This window comes from Paraburkholderia sp. Cy-641 (genome assembly GCF_011752945.1).
Taxonomy (GTDB): domain Bacteria; phylum Pseudomonadota; class Gammaproteobacteria; order Burkholderiales; family Burkholderiaceae; genus Paraburkholderia.
On record NZ_VWWM01000062.1, the window covers coordinates 20634 to 43540 of the forward strand.

Here is a 22907-nt window from a genome sequence, read left to right on the forward strand (position 1 = left end):
CGGCGCAGGTACCGGTTAGGTTACCTATGTGAAGGCGGTGGCCGGTTGGTACGACAAACATCTGGGATTCGCTTTGGGACTTGCGTTGATGCTAAGCAGGCTCGGCGTGGCATTGTTGCCGCCATTGTCGGCGGCGCTGATCGATTCAGTCGGCTGGCGCGCTGCCTATCTTTGTCTGGGTGTGTTCGTATGGCTAGTCAGCGTGCCGTCCGTGCATTGGTTGCTGCATGAACCGCCGCGGGGCGGCAGCATAGTCGTGCCGGTCTCGCGCGATGCTACCGGGAACAAATCTACCGGTCTCTCACTGAGTGCAGCTTTACTGACGCGTGCGTTCTGGCTGATGGCACTCAGTTTCTTCCTGATTTCGGTGGTGGTCGGCGCAGGCACATGGGTGTTGCCAATCGTGCTATCAGACTATGGACTGAAGGCTCAACAAGGCGCGTCGGTGATGACGGTTGTCGGCATCGCGATGATGGTCGGTCGGGTTGGCTGCGGCGCGCTGCTCGACCGGTTTTTTGCGCCGTGGATTACCGCCGCTGTGTTTGTCGGCACCGCGATCGGCTATGTTTGCCTGTCCGCGGGGATATCAGTAGTAACAGTACCTGTTGCTGCGATCCTGATCGGCTTTACGCTGGGGTCGGAAATCGACGCGCTTGCTTATATGACGTCACGCGTGTTTGATCGTCGGCACCTGGGTGCCATTTACGGTTCGCTGATGTTCTGTTTCAGCGTTGGACTTGGGTGCGGCCCCGCGCTGTTCGCGCAGATATTTGCTCGTACTGGCAGCTATCAGATTGCATTTCAGGCTGCCGTTGTGGCAGCTGTGGTTGCTGCGTTGGCGGTTTTCGGTTTGCGGCGAAGCGATCTGCGTTTTCATGCTTGAGTTGCTTCACCGTGTTCAATTAATTCATCTTCCAGGTAATTTCGCATCGACGAAATCTGGTTCGTCAATGAATGGTGTTCACGGGGTGACAGAAAGAGCGTTGATGCGGGAGCTGCGGCTTTCTGTCTAGTAGGGGAGCGAATAAAAAATAAAAATAGGGCTACTATTCATTGACAGCAGAATTGAATTTTCACAATGTGGGGCGATGCTGGGTAGAAAAGAGCGAGGGTGAAAGTAGGGGTGACCTTTGATTCCAGAATCGGGAGTCAAACCGGGTATGGGCCTGCGGGCAGGGTAAAGATGCCTACCGTCTCTTTCCGATCGACAAAAAGGATGTTCCGCTATCGAACATGGCGATGCTGGCGTTGCTTGATGGCATGGGTTTACCGACATCACAGTCCATGGTTTTCGTTCCACGTTTCAGGATTGGGCCGAGGAATACGGTGAGTATCCGGAGGTACTTGCCGACAAGGCGATCGCTCACAAGACAGCTAACAAGACGCGGCGTGCATATCAGCGGGGAGACATGCTTGAGCGGCGTCGGAAGATGATGGAGCATTGGTCGCGGTATTGTGCGAGAGCGTCGGCAGCCGTTGTGCCATCCGAGTCCGCTAAAGCCGAGGCTGTAGCATGAGCCCTCGATTGATCGGACTCCGTATCTGGCTGTTTGGCACACTGTCGTACTGTTCGGCTTTTCTAGCTGTGTTCCTTGCGGAATAAGGGTTTGGCGTCAATATGCTGCTCGGGAAAACGTGGCAGCTGCGCATCTGGCTACCCATTCGAGAATGGGCTGTGGCTGTTGGCGCGCCGCTAAATCTGACCCGCTGGGGTGCGGCTAACATCTATGGGCGACGACATTGAACATACTTCTGAACCGATAGGAAGTCAGCAATGCCGGACATCATTGACGCACCTGATACTCGCACGACGAAGGGGGCGAGAGCTCCGTGCCCCCGGATCTGAAAGACAGGCGGGGGATCATCCCGCATTCGCGCTTGCAGCACCGGAGCCCCAACCGGATTACGCTGCATAAATCACAAACGCGTCAAATACGGCGGTAATTCTTCGAGCGTCGCGTTCGCGGCGCCTTCGAAGCGTTGCAGCCAGCGTGCGTCCGCCTGCTTCAGATGCTCGTGCAGGGCGGCGGCCGCCTTCGCCGGTTTCTTCGCGAGCAGCAGGTCGTAGATAGTCCGGTGTTCCTTCAACGCATCTTCGATCGACGTAAGCGGAATGCGCAGCACAGGATCGAACAGATAGCGGGTCGGCGCGAACAGCATGCGTGTACGCGCGAGCACCTGCAGGATCTCGCTATTGGGACAATGCGACAGCAACCGGATATGCAGATCATGCTCGACGACGTCGGTATCGAATCCTTCGCGCGGGAAGCCGTCCAGCGCTTCGACCACCGTTTCGCGCAATTGCCCGACGTAGTCGCGGCTCACATGTGCTGCTGCCTGTTGCAGTGCCTCCGGCTCGAGCAGCCAGCGCAGTTCATACAAATGATGGGTCTTGTCAGGTGTGACGCGCGTCGCAATCCAGCGGCCCATCGAATCCTTCGTCACGAGCCCGACGCTGTGCATACGCGCAAGCACATCGCGCACGACCGTGCGGCTCACGCCAAAGTGTTCGGCCAGTCTTTCCTCGATGATCCGTACCGAGACGAACATTACCCGGGCGCATAGCTCGCGCTCGAGTTCGACATAGACGCGCTCCCACTGCTGCACGGAGGTGATCTTGACTTCGTCGAGTACCGCTCGCTCGCGCGGGACGCCGGGCTTTACCTTGCCTGCCACCTCATAGCCGCGCCCACTTGCTTCCTTCACGAGCCGTTCATTGCATAGCGCCTGCAATGCGTAGCGCGCCGGCGACCGGCTGATGCCAAACGATTTCGAGACCTGCGCTTCCAGCAGCTTTTGCCCGGGCGCAAGGCGACCGTCCTCGATCATGGCCTTGAGCAGCGCATACGCGCGCTCCTGGACGGAATGCTTTTCGATGATTTCTGACATGGTCCTCAATGAGCGGCGCCTCTCCACAGGGCGAACGCCGCGGTTCTCGCAACGCTTCGATTCCGCCGCCCGCGCTTCGGGTGGCCAGTTGCGAAATGTTAGCCGATCTGATGCCACATTTCCGCTGCCCCGGGAACTACGGCTGAAAACACGACTTGACATCGCAGTTTTGGATCGATAATCTTAAAAATGTACATTGCACACTATGTACATTATAGGTGAAAACCGGAGGCAGGGATTCTTATGAAGCTGGTACGGTGGGGACAGCCGGGTGATGAAAAACCGGGCGTGCTGGATAGCGAAGGGCAGGTACGCAGCCTCGTCGGCGTCGTCGACGACTGGCACGGCGAGGCGTTGACGGAGGGTTCGCTCGCTCGCGTCGCGGCGGCCGATTTGCGTGCGCTGCCGCTCGTCGCGCGAGGCGAGCGGCTTGGGCCATGCGTCGGCGCGGTAGGGAAGCTGGTCTGCGTGGGCCTGAATTACACGGACCATGCAGCGGAAGCCGGGATGGCACTGCCGAAAGAGCCGATTCTGTTTCTGAAGGCCACGAGCTCGATCAATGGTCCTTTCGATTCTGTCGAGATCCCACGCGACGCACAGAAAGTGGACTGGGAGGTCGAACTCGGCATCGTGATCGGCAAGACCGCGCGCTATGTGGCGAAGGAAAACGCGATGTCGTACGTTGCCGGCTACTGCGTCGTGAACGACGTCTCGGAGCGCGCGTATCAACTGGAGCGCGGCGGACAGTGGGACAAGGGCAAGGCGGCGGATACGTTCGGTCCGCTGGGGCCGTGGCTTGTCACGGCGGACGAGGTGCCGGATCCGCAGGCGTTGTCGCTGTGGCTCGACGTCGACGGTGTGCGGCGTCAGGACGGCAATACGCGTGACATGATTTTCGGCGTCGCGGAGCTGGTCTCCTACATCAGCGGCTTCATGAGCCTGCAGCCCGGCGACGTGATCGCAACGGGCACGCCGGCCGGTGTTGGCATGGGCCTGAAACCGCCTGTTTATCTGCGGGCTGGACAAACGGTATGCGCCGGTATCGCCGGCCTCGGCGAGCAGCGCTCGTCCGTCGTTGCGTTCGATGCGTCATTGCAGGCGTGACATGGCCGATACCGTGACATGTGTCGGCGATCTGCAGCGGCTCGCGCGCCGGCGCGTGCCGAAGATTTTCTACGATTACGTGGACAGCGGCTCGTGGACGGAATCCACCTATCGCGCTAACGAGGTCGATCTCGGCCAACTGAAGTTCCGTCAACGTGTCGGTTGCGACGTCGACATGATCCGCACCGCTGTCACGCTGCTCGGCCGTCCGTGCAGCCTGCCCGTGGCGCTCGCGCCGACCGGCCTCGCCGGCATGATCCATGCCGACGGCGAGATTCTTGCCGCTCGCGCGGCGGCCAGATTCGGCGTGCCTTTCACGCTATCGACGGTCAGCATCTGCTCGATCGAGGACGTCGCCGAGCATGTCGAAGAGCCGTTCTGGTTCCAGCTCTACATGATGAAGGACCGCGATTTCATCGTCCGGCTGATCGAACGCGCACGCAACGCGGGCTGCTCCGCGCTCGTGCTGACGCTCGATCTGCCGCTCCAGGGGCAGCGTCACAAGGACGTGCGCAACGGCCTCTCGGTGCCGCCGAAGCTGAATCTGCGTACCCTGTCGATGATGATGGCGCATCCCGCGTGGTGTGTGCGGATGCTCGGCACGCGGCGGCGCACCTTCGGCAACATCGTTGGGCATGCCAAGGGTGTGACGGACACGTTCGCGTTCGCCGAGTGGGTGAGCCGTCAGTTCGATCGCACGGTGACGTGGGACGACATCGGCTGGATCAAGCGGCACTGGGGCGGGCGGCTGATCGTCAAGGGCATACTCGACGCGGACGACGCGCGCCGCGCGGTTGCGGCAGGCGCCGACGCGATCATCGTGTCGAATCATGGCGGACGGCAACTGGACGGCGCGCCGTCGTCGATCAGCGCGTTGCCCGCCATTGCCGCAGCCGTCGGTCAGCAGACGGAGGTACTGATGGATGGCGGTATCCGCAGCGGCCAGGACGTGCTGCGTGCGATCGCGCGGGGTGCACACGGCGTGATGATCGGCCGTGCGTTCCTGTACGGCCTTGGCGCGCTCGGCGAAGCGGGCGTTACCCGCACGCTCGAACTCATTCATAAGGAACTCGAATCAACGATGGCGTTGTGCGGCATCACCGACGTCGCCGACGTCAGCCGTGACGCCATTGTGACACCCACACCTGTCGCCGTATCCGCGCGGCCGGAGAACGCATGCCGCCGCGCTGGAGAAGGTGGTCTATCCGCTATTGCCTAGTTTGAATCAGCTATTTGTCAAGGAGACGTATGATGTTTGGTAACTATAAAATGCACGAAAACAGCGGCGTCAATCCGCCTTATTCGCCCGCGTATCCGGTCGAGTGGGAGTGTCCGCTGCGCACGCTCGAAGTCGTCACCCGCGTAGATCAGGCGAAGGTTCGCGAGTTGTTGAAGGACACGCCTTTCGAACTGGTTAACGACCGCGTCGCGTTCCGTTTCATGCTGTCGCCGGGGCATACGCTCGCGGTGCATGCGGGGGCGATGTTCGACCTGATGGTGACGGTGCCCGTGCGTTACGACGACCTGTTCACCCAGACACACATCTTCATGTATTGCAGCGACCCGATGGGGATTGCGGCGGGCCGCGAGTTGTTCGGCTACACGAAGAAGGACACCCACTACGCGTTTGACGAAACCGCGGACGGCAAGGTGAGCGGCTGGGTCCGCCGCCGCAAGGTGCCGCTCGCCGACTTTAGCTTCACGCCCGATCCGGACGCGCCGCTAGTCCTGCTCACGGACGAAGCCGAGCAGCCGGCAGGCGAGATTCACGTACGCCGTCTGCCCGACCCGTCGAAGCTGGGCATTGCCTATGCCGACGTCGTCTATCGACGCACGCCACTGCGCTACACCGAGCCGGTGCGTGGCCGGATCGACTGGACGCTGCATCAGAGCGCGTTCGATCCGATCGCGGACCTGGAGCCTGAAGTGCTGAGTGCGCACTTCATGACGTCGGACGTGTACGGCGGCGGTTTTGCCGTCGAGGATCGCCGGTTGTTGAAGCGGCTTTATCCCTGAACAGGACGAGGCAGCGACAAGCACGGCCGCCGCCTAAGTTGCGGCCCGCAGCGTGGGCGGTTAGGCGGTCGTGCTCGCGCGCGGCACGACGGACGACAACTTCATACACAAACGCGTTGCATTCTCAAGAAAGCATCATGTCTTGATTGAGAAGTTTTCCTAATTAAAAAATAACCGCAATCCATAGTCTGAAGAACGAAAGTTAGCCGGTGGCGACAATCCACGGCGATACGCTGAGACACCCGATTTTCAAAACGGAGGAAGACAAATGAGCACGACACGTTCGCGCTGGATGCTGATTAGCCTGCTATTTCTAGGAGGGGTTATCAGCTACCTGGACCGGGCCGCACTTTCAATCACTGCACCGCTCATCGCGAAGGAGCTACACCTTGATCCTGCCCAGCTTGGGATTGTGTTCAGCAGCTTCTTCGTTGGCTATGCGTTGTTCTGTTTCGTGGGCGGCTACTATTCCGATCGCTTCGGACCCAAACGGGTTCTCGCCGTCTCCATGTTGGTGTGGTCACTGTTCTGCGGAATGACTGCATTGACCGTTGGCATGGTGAGCCTTCTTGTCGTGCGCATCATCTTTGGCATGGGGGAGGGGCCGCTTTGTTCAAACATCAACAAGATGGTGTCCAACTGGTTTCCGCGTGAGGAGCAGGCCAGTGCCATAGGCATCGCGAACTCGGGTACTTCGCTGGGTGCCGCCCTTGCCGGACCCGCCGTCGGCTTCGCGGCCGTGAGCATAGGGTGGCGATTGTCCTTTGTCGCTATTGCCGTAGTCGGCGTTCTGTGGGTTGTCATGTGGGTTGCGCTTGCCAAAGACAGGCCTGCGGTGCCTCCGGATGTGGCGACAGGCGTCATCGATAATGACGCATCGACGGCTGTTTCGATCAGCCCCCCGGTATCTCCACTGCACACACTCCTACTTCGTCCCGCCATTCTCGCGACGGCTTTCGCATTCTTCGGCTACTCGTACATCCTGTACTTTTTCCTGTCCTGGTTTCCGAGCTATCTGACGATGGCGCATCACCTCAGCATTCAAAAAATGGCGGTGGTCAGCGTGATTCCCTGGGCTGTTGGCGCCACCGGCCTGATTGCGGGTGGGCTCCTGTCGGACTTTATCTTCCGCAAGACAGGTCGGGCCATCTTTTCGCGCAAGGTGGTGCTGATTACCTGCCTGAGCGCAGGTGCAATCTGTGTCGGCATTACCGGGACCGTGAAGGACATGACGAGCGCGGTTTCGCTGATGGCTATCGGCGTATTCTTCATGTACGCCTCGTACAACACTTACTTTGCTCTGGTGCTGGACACGGTTGAGAAAAATCGCGTTGGAGCGGTTGGCGGATTCGTCCACCTGGTCGCGAACCTGGCCGGCATTGTTGCCCCCACGGTGACGGGCTTCCTCGTACAGTGGTCCGGCAACTTCGAGAGTGCATTTCTGGTGACTGGAGCCATCGCCGTGTCAGGAGCAATGCTCGTCACGATTTTCGTGCGTTCTCCGGGACGTCGGGCGCTGAACCAACCGACAATTGCATAAAAGTCTCAACGCCCAGATGCTCACTCGGCCAACAGCAAGCGAGTATGGCAATGGCGTCTGCGGTTTCCGGAACGGCACATAAGCGGGCGCCATGACGAACGGGACCATCGCTCCATCCCGTCCATCCTTATCGCAACGGAGCCCTGCGTTTGCATGCGTCTGATCGTGCCATCAATGATGGTGTTCGATCTTCAACCGCTGGTCGATCTCGAAGCACCCGCGCAAAATGTGCTCGCGCATCAGATGCTCCGCGCGGCTGCTGTCGCGTGAGGCCACCGCTTCGAAGATGCGCACGTGCTCCTCGTGATACCTGCGCATCGAGGCGGTGTCCATCAGCGGTTCCGTGAAAGGCTTGTGCGGCGTGCGATGCACCATCTCGTGACTGCGCCTGAAGAGCCTGTTGGTCCACGCATCGTTAATCTGCGCGTGGAACCAGTCGCTGCGCTCGCGCATCGCTTGCACTTCTTCCTTGTCGAGCGTGCGTTCGCCGACGAGCATCCGGCCCGTCTCTGCGAGATAGGCGCGCATCGCTTCGACGTGTTCGTCGCTGAAGCCACGCTGCGCCGCAAGCGCGCTCGCATAGCCTTCGAGCACCGCGCGCAGTTCGTATGAATCGCGCAGGTCGCGCAGGCTGAACGAACGTACGCTGAAGCCGCGATTGCGCTCATAGACGACCATGCCGCGCGTCTCCAGCGCGACCAGCGCCTCGCGAACCGGCGTGCGCGACACGTTGAATAACTCGCCGAGTTCGGCTTCCCGCAGCTTCGCGCCGGGCCTGAGCGTGCCGCTCAGGATCATCGCCTGCAAGCCGGTGACGACGGTTTCGTCTTGTGAGTTTTCGCTGCTGTCCGCAGTTTCCATGGGCGTGACGTACCGATAGTGCATCGAACGGACGAAGTATATCGAATGCGCGTTTTCAGGCCGCCGCGGCGGCGTTGGGATAGTGACACGCGACGAACGTGCCGTCACCGCGATCGGCGAGCGTCGGATCGTCGTGCACGCAGGCATGGGGCAGTGGGCCGTAGCGCGTGTCGACCGGGCGGATCGGAATCGTCGCCCGATTCGCGCTGCCGGGCCGTGCGACGAGCTCGCGCGCTCGCACGCAGCGCGGATGAAAGCGGCATCCGCCCGGAAGATTGGCCGCCGAGCCGATCTCGCCCAGCACGCGCGCACGCGGCTTCGCGCGTGCCGCGGCCGGGTCGGCGACCGGCACCGCCGCCAGCAGCGACTCGGTGTACGGATGCGCCGGCGACGCATAGAGCGAGTTGCGCGCAGCGAGTTCGACGATGCGTCCGAGATACATCACCGCGACGCGATGGCTCACATGGCGCACGACCGCCAGATCATGCGCGATGAACAGATACGCGAGTTGCCGCTCGCGCTGCAGCTTGCCGAGCAGATTGATGATCTGCGCCTGAATGGAGACATCGAGCGCGGACACGGGCTCGTCGAGCACGAGTACCTTCGGATTGAGCGCGAGCGCCCGCGCGATGCCGATGCGCTGCCGTTGCCCGCCCGAAAACTCATGCGGATAGCGCGCCGCGTGCTCGGGATTGAGGCCCACGGTGCACATCAGCTCGCGTACTTTTGCGGGACCGTCGGCATTCCACGCGCCGTGCTCCTTCATCGGCTCGGCGATGGCCGCGCCCACCGTGCGCCGCGGATCGAGCGAGCCGTACGGGTCCTGAAACACCATCTGCACCTGCGCGCGCATCGCGCGGAGTTGGCGTCCGCCGAGCGTGCCGATATCGATGCCGTCGAGAAAAATGCGTCCCGCACTCGGTTCGAGCAGACGCACGGCGAGCCGCCCGAGCGTGCTCTTGCCACTGCCGCTTTCGCCGACGAGACCGAGCGTTTCGCCGGCATCGAGATGCAGCGACACGCCGTCGACCGCCTGCACCACCGGTGTCCTGCGTTGCAAAAGCGAATGCTTGGCACCGAAGCTGCGGCTCACGGCATCGATCTGGAACAGCATCATGCGCTCCCCGTCGTGGCAAGCGAGTGCCAGAAAAAGCACGCGCTGACATGCGCGGCGGCGTCCGTTTCGACGAGCGGCGGCCGCATCGAGCCGCAGTTCGCGCGGCCGCGTCCCATCGCGCAGCGCGGCTCGAACGCACAGCCGGCGGGCAGGGCGGCGACATCGGGCGGATTGCCTTCGATCGCACGCAGCGCGCAACCCGGCTCGCCTTCGAGATCGGGAATGCTGCGAAACAGCGCCTGCGTATAAGGGTGCCGCGTCGCGCCGAACACGCGCTCCAGCGAACCGCGCTCGACGACGCGGCCCGCGTACATCACCGCGACATCCTGCGCGTAGCGCGCCACCAGCCCGAGATCGTGCGTGATGAGCACCATCGCCATGTTCGTTTTCTGCTGCAGGTCCGCGAGCAGGTCGAGGATCTGCGCCTGCACGGTGACGTCGAGCGCGGTAGTGGGTTCATCGGCGATCACGACTTTGGGGCGCAGCGCCACGGCCATCGCGATCAGCACGCGCTGGCGCATGCCGCCCGACAACTCGTGCGGATAGGCGTCGAGCCGGGCGCGCGCCTCGGGTATGCGCACGCGTTCCAGCAGCCCCGCCGCCCGCGCCCGCGCCGCCGATCGGCTCACGCGCTCGTGCGCGCGCAGGAGCGTCGTCATCTGCTCGCCGATGGTGAAGACCGGATTGAGCGCGGTCATCGGATCCTGAAAGATCATCGAGATCGATGCGCCGCGCACGCGCCGCAACGCCTCGCCGGAGAGCCGGGCGATATCGACGCCATCGAGCAGCACGCGTCCGTGCGTCACGCGCCCCGGCGGCGCGACGAGCCCGAGTGCCGAAAGAAACGTCATCGACTTGCCCGAGCCGGACTCGCCGACCACGGCGAGCGTGCGCCCCGGCCGCACGCTCAGCGACACATCGTCCACCACGACTGCGCCCGGAAATACGGTGCGTATTCCGTCGATTTCTAAAACGGCTTCCGGATCGATGCGCGTCTCGCCTGTCCGGATGCTGCCCGATGTATCGGCGGCGTCGGCAGGCGCGTGGCGTCGCGGGATCCGGAAGACGGCCGGCAGGCTGCTGTTCATAACGTCCTCGCGTCGGCGCGGCGGCGCATCTGCGGATCGAGCGTGTCGCGCAGTCCGTCGCCGAGCAGGTTGAAGGCGATGACGAGCAGCGCGATGCACGCACCCGCCGAGAGCGAGATCATCGGATGCGAGGCGAGAAAGCCCTGACCGTCGGCGATCACGTTGCCCCACGTCGGCGCGGGCGGCTGGACGCCAAGACCGAGATAGCTCAAACCGGCCTCGCCGAGCACCGCGTTCGCGGCACCGACCGTCGCGACCACGATCACGGGCGGCAGGCTGTTCGGAACCACGTGCACAAACAGGATCTTCCAGCGCGCCATGCCGATCGACGTCGACGCCTCGATAAACATGCGCGGCCTGATCGTCAGCACGACCGCGCGCATGACGGCGGCGACGCGCGGTGCGAACGCGATGGCGATCGCCCAGATCACCGAACTCAGCGACGAGCCGCGCGCGGCCACCAGTGCGAGCGCCAGCAGAAAGCCCGGAAACGCGAGCAGGATATCGATGATCGCGACCAGCACGCGCGCCAGCCAGCCGTCGAAGAACGCGGCCGCCGAGCCGAGCGCGACGCCCAGCACGATGGAAATGACCATGACCGAGAACGCGACTTGCAGCGAAATGCCCGTGCCCCAGACGAGGCGCGAGAGCACGTCGCGGCCATATTGGTCCGTGCCGAACCAGTGCGCGGCGGAAGGCGCCGCGAGCGTGTTGGTCATGTCGGCGGCGACGGGCGAGTAGGGCGCGATCCACCGCGCGCCGAGCGCGATGACGACCATCGCGGCGAGAATCACGAGCCCCGTCATGAAGCCCGGATGACGTGCATAGCGGCGCCACGAAGCGTTGCCGTTACGGTGCGCGGGGTTGAGGGAAGCGGCGGGCGAGTTCATCGGCGGGTCCTCGTTCGATCAACGCGTGCGCAGACGCGGATCGACCGCCGCGTAGAGCAGATCGAGCGCGGTGTTGACGAGCACGACGATCACCGCGAGCGCCAGTACGCCCGCCTGCACGAGCGGGTAATCGCGCGAGCTGACCGCCTTGAGAATGGTCGTGCCAATGCCCGGCCGGCTGAACACGACTTCGATAAGAATCGCGCTGCCGAGCGAATACGAGAAGGTCACGCCGATGATCGACAGCACGGGCACCAGCGCGTTTCTGAACGCGAGCCGCCAGACGATGGTGCTTTCGCGCACGCCCATCGCGCGGGCCACGCGGATGTAGTCGTGGCCGATGACTTCGAGCATCGCGGAGCGCGTGAGCCGCGCGATATACGCCGCCACCGACACGCCCAGCACGGCGGCGGGCAACACCAGATGCCGGAGCGCTTCGATAAAGCCGCCGCCGGAGCTCGAGCCGAGCGCGGGCAGCCATTTCAGATGCTGCGCGAACACGAGGATGCCCGCGAGCCCGAGCCAGAACACCGGGAATGAAATGCCCGCGAGCGCGACGAGCATCACGGCGATATCGATGAAACTGCCGTGCCGCACCGCCGTGACGATGCCGAGCGGCACGCCGACGAGCACGGCGATCGTCATGCCGGCGACCGCGAGAATCGCCGAATCGGGCAGGCTCTGCACGATCTCCAGCAGCGCCGGTCGGCCGGTGACGACCGAAGTGCCGAGATCGCCGTGCAGCACGTGCCCGATGAACAGCCCGTACTGCACGAGCAGCGAGTGATTCAGCCCGAGCTGCTCGCGCAGTGCGGCGAGCGCATCGTTGGTGGCGTAATCGCCGAGCATGTATTGCGCGGGGTCCCCCGGAATCATGCGGACCAGGAAGAACGTCACGGTGAGAATGCCGGCAAGCGTGACGACGAGGTGCAGCGTCTGTCTGGCCAGATAGCGTCCCATTGCGGGTGTCCTCTCAGGCGAGCGAGACCGGATATGAGTTCATCGTGAATAGCGAGTTCTGCACGAAGCCCTGAACCCTGTTCGAATGCGCGATGAACAGCCGGTCCGCATACAGGGGGATCAACGGAAGGTCCGTCATGCTCTTCTGCAGGATCTTCTGATACGCGACCTTGCGTGCCGCTTCGTCCTGTGCGGCTGCGGCGTTCGCAATCAGGTCGTCGACGCCGGCGTAATGCGAGGTATTGAGGCCTGGCGGAAACGATGACTTCGCGAGCATCGAGATGATCGGGTTGTCGGGATCGGGCGCGCCGACCACGCCGGTGATCGCGGTCGGGATTTTGCCGCCCGAGCGCGCCTGCAGGTACGCGCCGCGTTCGAGTACCTGGATGCGCGTCTTGATGCCGATGGCCGACAGGTCGCTCGCAATCGGCACGACGATCTTGTCGTAAGGACTGAAGCCCACGCCGATGACATCCATCGAAAAATCCGTCTGCCCGGCTGCGGCGAGCAGCGCGCGCGCCTTGGCGGGATCGTAGGCGTATTTCGGTACATCCTCGGTGTATTCGAGAAAGGCTGGCGTGAGTACGCTGTACGCCGGGCCTTTCGTGCCTTTGAAGAGACCGGCGATGATCGCGTCGCGGTTGATGCCGTACATGATTGCCTGACGCACGCGCAGGTCGTCGAGCGGTTTGTGCGTCATGTTGAGCACGAAGTTGATGGTGTGATCGGCGGGGCGGTCGTGCACCTTCACGTTCGGGTCGTCCTTCAGGCGCGCGATCACGCCCGGCTCCTGCAGCGCGAAGAAGATATCGATCTCGCCGTTGGTGAGCGCCGTGGCCGCCGCGTTCTCGTCGCGGATCACGCGGAACAGCACGCCATCGACTTTCGGCGGGCCGCCGAAATAGCTCCTGTTGGCGGAAACGCGCACTTCCTGCCCCGGCGTCCAGCTTTCGAAGACGAACGGCCCCGTGCCGACGGGATTCAGTGCGTGCTTGCGATCTCCCATCTCGGTGACGGCCTTGCGGCTCACGATCCAGCCTTGATTCAGGTTGGTGACCTTATGCATGAAGCCCGAGTTCGGCGCCTTGAGCGTGATGACGACCGTGTTTGCGTCGGGCGTATCGATCTTCGCGATGGCGGCGAGTTGCCCGACATAGTTGCTACCGGTTTTCGGATCGAGCACGCGCTCGAAGGAGAACCGCACGTCGTCGGCGGAGAGCGCGCCGAAGTTCTTGTGCCACTGCACGTTCTTGCGCAGGTGGAACGTGTAGACCGTGCCGTTCTGCGAGACGTCCCAGCTCGAGGCAAGATCCGGGACGATCTTGTTGGTCGCCTCGTCATAGCGCGCGAGTCCGCTGTAGATATGCGTCGCGACGGTCTGGTTTTCGACCTGAAAGATATGCGCCGGATCGAGATTGGCGATGTCCGAGCCGAGGCGCACGCGCAGGAGTTTCGGCTGCCCCTGCGCCTGGGCGAGCGGCGCCACCAGATTCAGCGCGGCGGCCCCCGCGACGCCCAGGGTGAATTGACGACGGGAAAGGCTGTGGCACGAGGCTTTTGTGGTCATGGCAAACACCGGTCGGAGAGCGATCGAATCGGTCGGGAGAGCACCAGATCAGAATCGCATACAAAAATTCGCGGGGCAAGGTCTCCAAAACACCAATCCAGGGTGTCGACAGGAAGTGATTCTTGTGGTTTGTACGGATATTTAATCCAATTCTATTTGTTAACTGGTTTTTGTTCTGTTTTTATAGCTTTTATTGGAGTGGCTAACCAAATCATACAAATCCAGAGTTGGTTTTGATGTTGACATTCTTATTTTTTGCATGCAATTTTCGGTGAGAGGCCGGCGCGCCGTTCCCGATCCCCGCCGCAACTCTCACTCTCTCTTGCCGAGGTCGACATGTCGGATACGGATATCTTCGTCAAACAGAAGTTCGGGCAATCGCTCGGTTTCGGCCGCAAGACGGCCGTACTGGTGATCGATTTCCAGGAAGGCTTCACGCGCGAGGACGGCTTCGGCGGCTACAACATCAACGACGCCATCGCGCAGACGGCGAAGCTGCTCGCCTTCGCGCGCCGGCAGGCCATGCCGGTCTCGCATGTGTACTTCGCCGCGCAGAAAGGCGGCTTCGATATCGGCACGTTCGGCGAGAAGGTGCCGCGTCTGCGCGAGCTCACCGAGGACGCGCCGGACACGCGGATCGTGTCGTCGTGCAGCCCGCTCGACGGCGAATACGTATCGAGAAAGCGCCATTCGTCGGCGTTCTTCGGAACCAACTACGCGTCGTGGCTGATGGCTGCGGGCATCGACACGCTGCTGGTCACCGGCTGCACGACGAGCGGCTGCGTGCGCGCGAGCGTCGTCGATGCATCCGCGCACGGGCTGCGTCCGATCGTCGTGACCGACTGCGTGGGCGACCGCGCGCAGGCGCCGCACGAGCAGAGCCTCTTCGACATGGGCCAGAAGTATGCCGACCTCATGACTAGCGCCGACGCGATGGCCGTGCTCGCGAAGGGCAAGCAGGCGGCGCTCGCCTGAACTTTCGCTTCAACCGGTCGGGCCGCCAGCGTGCGGGACAGGAGCACGCAGGCCCGAAGCAAGCTTTTGCAATGGAGGGATCCATGTCTGATACCGCGACTGGCGTGCGCATCAAGGTCTTCTGGCAGCCCGGCTGCTCGTCGTGCCTGCGCACCAAGGAATTTTTGACGCAGCAGGGCATCGAGTACGAATCGCGCGACGTGCACAACGATCCGCGCGCGCAGGCCGAGCTGTTCGAACTGGGCGTGCGCAGCGTGCCGGTGGTGTCGATCGGCAAGCATTACACGCTCGCGCAATCGCTCAAGGATGTCGTGAAGTTTCTCGACCTGCGCACGACGCTCGCCGATCCGTTGCCCGCCGCCGTGCTGGTGCAGCGGCTCGACCACGTGATGAGCGCCGTTTCGCGCTACGTGCATCAGTTCACGCCCGAACAGCTGAACGAGCCGTTCCGCAACCGGCGGCGCACGCCGGCACAGCTTTGCTATCACGTGTATCGCATCGCCGGGATGGGGATGGAAGCATCGCAGGGCATCGCGCTGCGCTTCGAGAGCTTCGACGAGGTGCCGCCCGAAACATGGACGGCGGACGATATCGCGCGCTGGGGCGACGACGTGCATCGCCGCTTCGATGCGTGGTGGGCTGCGGAGCAAGACCCGGACGTGAACTATACGGTTTCGACGTATTACGGCACGCGGCCGTTTCACGAAGTACTGGAGCGCACCGCATGGCACGCGACGCAACACACGCGCCAGATCATGCTGATGCTGGAGAGCCACGGCATTGCGCCTGACGGCCCGCTCACCGACGCCGATCTCGCAGGCCTACCACTGCCCGACGAAGTATGGGGATGACGTCGCAATCTTTCGAGGAGACCTATATAAAAAGGTGAGGGGGCAGTGGAAATATCTGTACCGTGCAGTTGACAACGCCGGCAACGCGATCGATTGCCCGCTGCGGGCTCATCACGCCATGCCGAGCGCGCGGCCCAACTCCGCGAGTTTTTCCGCTCGTGTGATGAATGGTCCGTCGACGAGCTTGCCGTCCACTTTGAACGCGCCGACGCCTTCGCCGAGGGCCTCTTTTGCCGCGGCGACGACGCGCAGCGCATGATCCACTTCTTCCTGGCTGGGGCGGAACGCGTCATTGGCGAGTGCGACCTGGGTTGGATGGATGCAGCTCTTGCCGGCGAAGCCCAGCGCGAACGCGGATTTCGCGTCCGCCGTGAATCCTTCTGGGTCCGCGATATCGACGAAAGCGCCGTCGTAGGCTTCGATGCCGGCTTCGCCCGCCGCGAGCCGTACCTGCAAGCGGACCGTTTGCAACGCGGCGGTGTCGCGCTGCGAGATGCCAAGCGGCCCGAACAGGTCGCCGAAGCCGACCTGCAAGCCTCTTACACGCGGATGCGCGAGCGCGATCTGCGCTGCGTGACGCAATCCTCGCGGCGATTCGATGTTGGCGAGAATGCCGATCGGCGCCGCGATGCCGCGCTCGCGTTCGAGCGCATCGAGCCTCGCCGCCAGTTGGCGCACGGCGTCCGGATCTTCGACCTTCGGCAGATTCAGCATATGAAGGCCGTCTTGCGTGCACGCGGTTACGTCGTCGGCAAAGTGGGGCGTGTCGATTGCGTTGATGCGCACGATCAACGTCTTGCCGGCCGCGCTGGCCTCGGGCGTCGACAGATACTGGCGCAACGTGCCGCGCGCGCTGGCCTTGCGGCTTTCCTCGACGGCGTCCTCAAGATCGAATGAAATCGCGTCGGCAGGGCCTTGCATGGCCTTTGCGAACAGTTCGGGACGTGACGCGGGGACGAACAGCTTGCTGCGCATCAGTAGATGGCCGGCATTCGATGACATGGTTGGCTTCGCTCAAAAATTGTAGACAATTTATTTTCTGTACTCTACATTGGTACCGTGTTCCGCACAACCACGAGTGCTGTTTTCGTGCCCGGCGACCGGCGCATCGTTTTTGCGGCTGACCCACGGCTGCTTCGGGCTGCTTGGTATTCACCGCGCAGTTGCCCGCAGTTGCCTCTTACACAGTTCAACATGACGTCTTCATCGCACGAATCCGCCGCCACGCCGGCCACCGCCGATCACTCCGCCGGACCGCTCGCCGGCATCAAGGTGCTGGATTTGAGCGCCTATATCGCGGGTCCATACGGGTGCACGCTGCTTGCAGATCAGGGCGCCGAGATCATCAAGGTCGAGCCGCCGCAAGGCGACAATTTGCGCAATTACCCCTCCACGCTGCCGCGGGAAAGCCGCGCCTTTCTCGGCGTGAATCGCGGCAAGCTCGGCATCGTGCTCGACCTGAAAACGGCAGCGGGGCACGACGCGCTGATGAAGCTCGTCGATCAGGCGGACGTGCTGGTGCATAACTTTCGCCCGGCCGTGCCGGCCAAGCTCGGCATCGCCTATGACTCGCTGCGCGAGCGCAACCCGCGTCTGATCTACTGTGCGCTCACCGGTTACGGCGATACCGGGCCGATGCGCGACAAGGCCGGCTACGACCAGGTGCTGCAATCGATGTCCGGCATCTGTTCGCTGCAAGGGGCGCCGGGCGACGCGGAGATCGTATACGGATCGGTGGTCGACTATTACGCGGCAGCGATGCTTGCCGCGAGCGTCGCTTCGGCGCTGTATGCGCGCGAACGCACCGGGCACGGACAGTATGTCGGCGTGTCGCTCCTCGCAAGCGCGCTCGCGATGCAATCCGCGCGCTTCGTATGGGCGGACAGCGAGCCGCGCGAATGCTTTCGCGACATGCGCTCGGGCGGTATCACCGGTTTGCATCCAACGGGTGAGGGCAGCATCTATCTTTCGGCCAACACGCCGCATTTCTGGGCTGCGCTGTGCGAACTGATCGGGCGTCCGCAGCTCGCCGCCGATCCGCGTTTCGACACCGTCAGAAAGCGCGCCGAGCACGCGGACGAAATCGTGCCGGTCGTGCGCGACGCGTTACGCGCGCATTCGGCGCAGGAATGGGAGCTGATTTTCGGCGAACGGGTGCCTTGCTCGGCCGCGCGCGATATCGAGGACATGTTCGATCATCCGCAGGTACTCGCTCAAGGGCTCGTGGAAACCTACCAGCATGACAACGCCGGCCCGTATCGCGGACTCGCGCGTCCGTTTCGCTTCGGCACCGTGCCGCTTGCCGCGCAACGCGCCGCGCCGAGGCTCGGCGAGCATACCGAAGAGGTGCTCGCATCGGCCGGCATCGTTGTCAACAAGGATGCCGGGTGATGGAGCAGGTATCGATTCCGGGCACCATCCCGTATTTTCTGAAGGAACAGATTCGCCGCTCGATCATCGACGGCACGTTCCGGCCCGGCCAGCCGCTGCGCGAGCAGGATCTGGAGCGGCGCTATGGCAGCAGCCGTGGGCCGATCCGCGAGGCCTTGCGTCTGCTGGAGCAAAGCGGTCTGGTTAGCCATATCCAGCGGCGCGGCTTTCGCGTGACGTTGTACAGCGAGCGTGAAATACGCGATATGTACCTGCTGCGCGCCGAGCTGCAAAGCTACACGATGCTAAGTCTCGGCGAAATCGACGATCTGAAGCCGCTGCTGAAGGAAATGAACGAGTGTCATCAGCGCATGGCGTCGGCGTTCGAAACCCGCAATGTCGGACAGTACGTGCAGGAGATCCGCAATTTCTATGACGCCAGTTCGCGGTTTCTCGGCAACAAGCCATTGCAGGACGCGCTAAACCGGCTCTACGAAACCGCTGAGCCGCTGCGCTATAACCTGCTGTCGCGCAGGCTCGACAAGAGCCGCTCGCTGCAATACACGAAGAAGATCATGCAGGCGTTGAAGGCGCGTGATTTTTCGCAGGCGGCGGCGCTTAAGCGCGAGCATGTATTAATGAATCTGCCGAGTATCGTCGAGACCTATATGGCGGCGACCTATGAGGATACCGAAGCGAGAGCAGGCTGATTCAGGGCAAGGACGGCGACAACACATACAACGCGCCGCATGAGCAGGATGGGTACGACGAAGACCCCGATTGTCAAGAGCACCCCAGGAGACACCAGCATGCAGCAGCACGCACAGGAGGACCAGACTCCGCACCCATCCGCAACGGATGCCAGACCGGCCAGTCAGGTCGCATGGTATCGGCAGGTCACAAGCGGCGCGTGGCGCGTGCTTGCACTCGCGGGGCTCGGCTGGCTGTTCGAGGTCTACGAGATCTTCGTGTTCTCGCTGACCGTGCCTGCCTTCATTGCGTACTTCGCATTGACGCGTGCGCAGGCGGGGGCGATTGGCAGTATCGCCGCGGCGGGATTGATCGTCGGCGGTATCGCGTTCGGCTGGGTGGCGGATCGCATTGGCCGCGTGCGCACACTGATGCTGACCATTCTCGTCTATTCGATCTTCACTGGGCTCACCGCGTTTGTGCAAGGCCCGGTTTCACTGGCGGTGCTGCGCACGCTTGCGGGCCTCGGTATGGGCGGCGCGTGGACCGCGGGTGCCGCGCTGGTCGCGGAGACATGGAAGCCCGAGCATCGCGGCAAGGGCGGTGCGATGATGCAGTTCGGCCTGCCGCTCGGCTCGCTGCTCGCGATCGGTGTGGTGGCGCTGATTTCAAACCTCTCGGGCGGCCTCGATCACGGCGGCTGGCGCTGGGTGTACGGCCTCGGTGTATTGCCGATCGTGCTGCTGTATCCGATCGCGCGCCGCACACCCGAATCGCCGGTATGGCAATCGCGCGCGCAATCCGGCGGCGAGCGCGGACAGATCGGCGATCTGTTGCGCCCTGGCAACTTCGGCGGACTCGCGAAGGCGTTCGGTTTCATCTTCTTCGTGCAGTACGTGTACTGGGCAGTTTTCACGTGGACGCCGACGTTCCTGCTGACCGTCAAGCACTTCAACTTCGTGCACAGCTTAAGCTTCACGTTCGCGCAGCAGCTCGGCTCGATCTTCGGCTTCGCGGTGTTCGCGCTGCTTGTGGATCGCATCGGCCGCAAGCCAACCTTCTCGATCTATCTGCTGATCGGCGCGATCGCGGTGTTCGCGTTCGTGACCGGCAGCGGCGAAACGACGGTGATGGTCGCGAGCTTCTTCACGGGCATGGGCATTACCGGCCTGTTCGCGGGCATGGGGCCGTTCGCCGCCGAACTGGTGCCAAAGACCAGCGCGCGCGGTTTCGCGATGGGCATTGCCTACAACGGCGGCCGCATCGGCGGCATGATCGCGCCGTATCTGATCGGCGCGTTGGCCACCTCGGCGAGCGGTTTCCGCATGGGCATGCTGACCACGCTGGTCGCGTTCCTGCTCGCGTGGGGGATGGTGCTGATCTCGCCGGAAACGCGCGGGCGGCAACTGAGCTGATGAGGCTGACCGGACGCCCGTCAGAGCGGGCGCATCAACCGGAGAAAACGTGACGATGAATCTTCAGGCATCCGAAACCATGAGTGGGTCTATCGAAGGCGCGTGCGATTGCCACCTGCACATCTACGATCCGCGCTTTCCCGAGCAGCCCGGCAACGGAGCACCGATGACCGGCATGACTGTCGACGACTATCGCTGTGTGCAGCGCAAGATCGGCACGACGCGTGCGGTGATCGTACAGGCCAAGCGCTACGGCACGGATAACGCCTGCCTCGTCGATGCCATCGCGCAGTTCGGCGGCGCGGCGCGCGGCATCGCGGTGGTCGCGCCGGACACGCCGCTTGCCGCCTTGCGTGAACTCGACGCCTGTGGCGTGCGCGGGCTGCGCTTTAGCGTCTGGAACGCACGCGATACGGTGATGACGGTCGATATGCTCGAGCCGCTCGCGGCGCGCATCGCCGGGTTGGGCTGGCATGTGCAATTGCATATGTCCGGCGATCAGATCGTCGAGCATCGCGACGTGCTGAACCGTCTGCCATGCATGATCGTGTTCGATCATCTCGCGCGACTCGCGCCGCAGCAGGGCGCCGCGCATCCGGCATTTCGCGTCGTCGCTGATCTGCTCGCGCGCGAGCGCTGCTGGCTCAAGCTGTCCGGCGCCTATCTGAACACGCTGACCGGCGCGCCGTACGAGGACGCGACGCGGGTCGCCGAGGCCTTCGTACGCGAGGCGCCCGAGCGGCTCGTTTGGGGCAGCGATTGGCCGCATGTCACCGAGCACGGCAACGCGGATACGGTCGCGTTGCGGTCGCTGCTCGACCGCTGGGTACCCGACCGGGCGATGCGCACGCGCATTCTCGTCGACCATCCCGCGGCGCTCTACGGCTTTGCGTGAGTCCAACCGGTTGAATAGGGACAAGGAGTATTCATGGAACCGCACCAGCTTTCCGCGGCTGAAGCCGCCCGACAGATTCGTGAAGGATACCTGACCAGTGAGGCGCTGATGCGCTCGTGCCTTGAACGGGTCGACGCACGTGATCCGGTGGTCAAGGCGTGGCTCGCGATCGACCGCGAACGGGCGGTGCAGGCCGCGCGCGAGCAGGACAAACGTCGTCGCGACGGCGCGCGCGGGCTGTTGTCGGGCCTGCCGTTCGGCGTGAAGGACATGATCGATACCGCCGATCTGCCGACCACGCACAATTCGCCCGCTTTCCAGCGCAACCAGCCCGTGCATGACGCTGCCTGTGTCGCGCGTGCGCGCCATGCTGGCGCGGTGCTGCTTGGCAAGACCGATACGGTCGAATTTGCCGCGTTCGGGCGCGTCGCGGCAACCACGCATCCGCTCAATGCCGCGCATACGCCAGGCGGATCGTCGGCGGGTTCCGCCGCTGCGGTGGCCGATCTGCAGGTGCCGTTTGCGTTCGGTACGCAGACAGGCGGCTCGCTGATCCGGCCGGCGTCGTTCAACGGCGTGTATGCGTTGAAGCCGACGTGGAGCCGCGTCAGCGCCGAGGGCGTAAAGCTGCTTGCGGTCAGTCTGGATACGGTCGGCTGGTATGGCCGGAGTGTTGCCGATCTCGCGCTCGTCGCGCAGGTGTTCCGTCTGCTGCCGCCCGGTGCCGACGCCGCTCCCGAGGATGACGCGCCGTTGCGCGGACTGCGCGTCGGCATCTGCCGCTCGCCGCAATGGCCGTCGATCGAACCCGCCGGCGAGCGTGCGCTCGAAGCTGCCGCTCAACGCCTGCGTGATGCCGGTGTGACGATCGCCGATGTGACGCTGCCCGCAGCGTTCGACGACATGTCGGCCGCGCATCTGACCGTGATCGAAACCGAGGGCGCCGCCGCGTTTCTCGACCTGCTCGAAAGCCGCCGCGACAGCATGTATCCTGCGATGCTCGAACGATTGTCACCGGACCGGCTCGATAAGCCTGAGGTTCTGCGGCATGCGTATCGCGTCGCCGAACACTGCCGCGCGGAGCTGGACCGCGTGTTCGGCGATTACGACGTGCTGGTCACGCCGGCTGCGCGAGGTGAGGCGCCGCACGGCCACGCAAGCACTGGCGAAGCGGTGTTCAACGCGATGTGGTCGCTGCTGCATGTGCCTTGCCTGGCCGTGCCGTGCACGACGGGACCAAACGGTTTGCCGGTCGGTATACAGTTGATCGGTGCCGGGCATGAGGATGCGAAGCTCTTGCGCGTCGCCGCGCGGCTTGCGCCGATCATCGATGTCGAGGGAACAAGTAGGGGGAAGGGGCTTTCATAGACGCAGAATGAGCCGGAAGAATAGCGGGCAAAAACGGTTTTGTCGCGATAAGGTTGGATTGCTGGAGTGCGCGTCTTGTGAAACGGCACTGATACAGCGATGAAGTATGCACCGACGCTGCGAACGGCTCCTGGTCCGGGTCACGCTGGTCTCCCGGCTTTTCAAGCCAGCCATTTATCTGCTGTCCAGCTGCAGCAGCAACCCGTCATAGCGCGCCACGACTTCGGCGTTCGTCGACAGATAGCGCGCGATGATGCGGCGCTGGCGGTCCCGATACCCTTCCCAGTCGGCATCGTGATGGCGGATCGCCT

At 63.1% G+C, this 22907-nt stretch carries 20 protein-coding genes and 1 pseudogene; 13 read left to right on the top strand and 8 right to left on the bottom strand.

The window, feature by feature from the left end:
* Positions 1-28: 28 nt before the first annotated feature.
* Positions 29-883, top strand: a complete 855-nt coding sequence (locus F3J20_RS26325; protein WP_167285104.1) for an MFS transporter — start codon at positions 29-31, stop codon at positions 881-883.
* Between the two features lie 1034 nt (positions 884-1917).
* Here the strand turns inward: F3J20_RS26325 and F3J20_RS26330 are convergent.
* A complete protein-coding gene (locus F3J20_RS26330; protein ID WP_167285106.1) occupies positions 1918-2889 on the bottom strand; it encodes a GntR family transcriptional regulator in 972 nt (323 codons plus the stop codon).
* A 243-nt stretch (positions 2890-3132) separates the two neighbouring features.
* Between F3J20_RS26330 and F3J20_RS26335 the strand changes: the two genes are divergently transcribed.
* The 4 genes from F3J20_RS26335 (at position 3133) to F3J20_RS26350 (ending at position 7549) form a co-directional block, all read left to right on the top strand.
* Complete coding sequence (locus F3J20_RS26335) at positions 3133-3993, top strand: fumarylacetoacetate hydrolase family protein (RefSeq protein WP_167285108.1); 861 nt, start codon at positions 3133-3135, stop codon at positions 3991-3993.
* 1 nt (position 3994) lies between these two features.
* Entirely contained in the window at positions 3995-5212 is a 1218-nt protein-coding gene (locus tag F3J20_RS26340; protein ID WP_240158850.1) for an alpha-hydroxy acid oxidase, read from the top strand.
* Positions 5213-5241: 29 nt separating this feature from the next.
* A complete protein-coding gene (locus F3J20_RS26345) occupies positions 5242-6009 on the top strand; it encodes an acetoacetate decarboxylase family protein (RefSeq protein WP_240162913.1) in 768 nt (255 codons plus the stop codon).
* Between the two features lie 268 nt (positions 6010-6277).
* Entirely contained in the window at positions 6278-7549 is a 1272-nt protein-coding gene (locus F3J20_RS26350) for an MFS transporter (RefSeq protein WP_167285110.1), read from the top strand.
* A 171-nt stretch (positions 7550-7720) separates the two neighbouring features.
* On the opposite strand, the gene F3J20_RS26355 is transcribed toward F3J20_RS26350, so the two are convergent.
* From F3J20_RS26355 to F3J20_RS26380, 6 genes are read right to left on the bottom strand one after another with little or no spacing between them, the layout of a single operon-like run.
* Positions 7721-8410 carry a GntR family transcriptional regulator gene (locus tag F3J20_RS26355; protein ID WP_167040002.1) on the bottom strand — a complete coding sequence of 230 codons (690 nt, stop codon included), beginning with the start codon at positions 8408-8410 and terminating at the stop codon, positions 7721-7723.
* A gap of 55 nt (positions 8411-8465) precedes the next feature.
* A complete protein-coding gene (locus F3J20_RS26360; protein ID WP_167285117.1) occupies positions 8466-9527 on the bottom strand; it encodes an oligopeptide/dipeptide ABC transporter ATP-binding protein in 1062 nt (353 codons plus the stop codon).
* Positions 9524-10615, bottom strand: a complete 1092-nt coding sequence (locus F3J20_RS26365; RefSeq protein WP_205299379.1) for an ABC transporter ATP-binding protein — start codon at positions 10613-10615, stop codon at positions 9524-9526. Before F3J20_RS26365 ends, F3J20_RS26360 begins: the two co-directional genes overlap by 4 nt.
* Positions 10612-11505 carry an ABC transporter permease gene (locus tag F3J20_RS26370; RefSeq protein WP_167285119.1) on the bottom strand — a complete coding sequence of 298 codons (894 nt, stop codon included), beginning with the start codon at positions 11503-11505 and terminating at the stop codon, positions 10612-10614. The genes F3J20_RS26365 and F3J20_RS26370 overlap by 4 nt, the downstream gene beginning before the upstream one ends.
* Before the next feature lie 18 nt (positions 11506-11523).
* Positions 11524-12465 carry an ABC transporter permease gene (locus tag F3J20_RS26375; RefSeq protein ID WP_167285121.1) on the bottom strand — a complete coding sequence of 314 codons (942 nt, stop codon included), beginning with the start codon at positions 12463-12465 and terminating at the stop codon, positions 11524-11526.
* Between the two features lie 13 nt (positions 12466-12478).
* On the bottom strand, positions 12479-14032 hold the full coding sequence (locus F3J20_RS26380) for an ABC transporter substrate-binding protein (protein WP_167285123.1): 1554 nt from the start codon (positions 14030-14032) through the stop codon (positions 12479-12481).
* A 336-nt stretch (positions 14033-14368) separates the two neighbouring features.
* Here F3J20_RS26380 and F3J20_RS26385 point away from each other — a divergent pair, with 336 nt between their 5' ends.
* The 3 genes and pseudogenes from F3J20_RS26385 to F3J20_RS26395 all read left to right on the top strand — a co-directional run.
* Positions 14369-15007: an isochorismatase family protein gene (locus F3J20_RS26385; RefSeq protein WP_167039993.1), complete on the top strand. Its 639-nt coding sequence runs from the start codon at positions 14369-14371 to the stop codon at positions 15005-15007.
* 83 nt (positions 15008-15090) lie between these two features.
* The gene (locus tag F3J20_RS26390) at positions 15091-15858 is read left to right on the top strand and encodes a DinB family protein (protein WP_167285125.1); all 768 of its coding nucleotides are present in this window, start codon (positions 15091-15093) and stop codon (positions 15856-15858) included.
* 19 nt (positions 15859-15877) lie between these two features.
* Positions 15878-15970: pseudogene (locus F3J20_RS26395) on the top strand (DDE-type integrase/transposase/recombinase); the annotation flags it as partial.
* Here the strand turns inward: F3J20_RS26395 and F3J20_RS26400 are convergent.
* Positions 15970-16833, bottom strand: coding sequence for a CoA ester lyase (locus F3J20_RS26400; protein ID WP_167040439.1), 864 nt, complete (start codon positions 16831-16833; stop codon positions 15970-15972). The pseudogene F3J20_RS26395 and the gene F3J20_RS26400 sit on opposite strands and share 1 nt — an antisense overlap.
* A 219-nt stretch (positions 16834-17052) precedes the next feature.
* Between F3J20_RS26400 and F3J20_RS26405 the strand changes: the two genes are divergently transcribed.
* The 5 genes from F3J20_RS26405 (at position 17053) to F3J20_RS26425 (ending at position 22596) form a co-directional block, all read left to right on the top strand.
* A complete protein-coding gene (locus F3J20_RS26405; RefSeq protein WP_167285127.1) occupies positions 17053-18249 on the top strand; it encodes a CoA transferase in 1197 nt (398 codons plus the stop codon).
* Positions 18249-18938 carry a GntR family transcriptional regulator gene (locus F3J20_RS26410; RefSeq protein ID WP_167039987.1) on the top strand — a complete coding sequence of 230 codons (690 nt, stop codon included), beginning with the start codon at positions 18249-18251 and terminating at the stop codon, positions 18936-18938. Before F3J20_RS26405 ends, F3J20_RS26410 begins: the two co-directional genes overlap by 1 nt.
* 99 nt (positions 18939-19037) lie before the next feature.
* Positions 19038-20333, top strand: coding sequence for an MFS transporter (locus F3J20_RS26415; RefSeq protein WP_167285129.1), 1296 nt, complete (start codon positions 19038-19040; stop codon positions 20331-20333).
* Between the two features lie 55 nt (positions 20334-20388).
* Complete coding sequence (locus F3J20_RS26420) at positions 20389-21228, top strand: amidohydrolase family protein (RefSeq protein WP_240158870.1); 840 nt, start codon at positions 20389-20391, stop codon at positions 21226-21228.
* 33 nt (positions 21229-21261) lie between these two features.
* The gene (locus F3J20_RS26425) at positions 21262-22596 is read left to right on the top strand and encodes an amidase (protein ID WP_167285130.1); all 1335 of its coding nucleotides are present in this window, start codon (positions 21262-21264) and stop codon (positions 22594-22596) included.
* Positions 22597-22907: the final 311 nt, after the last annotated feature.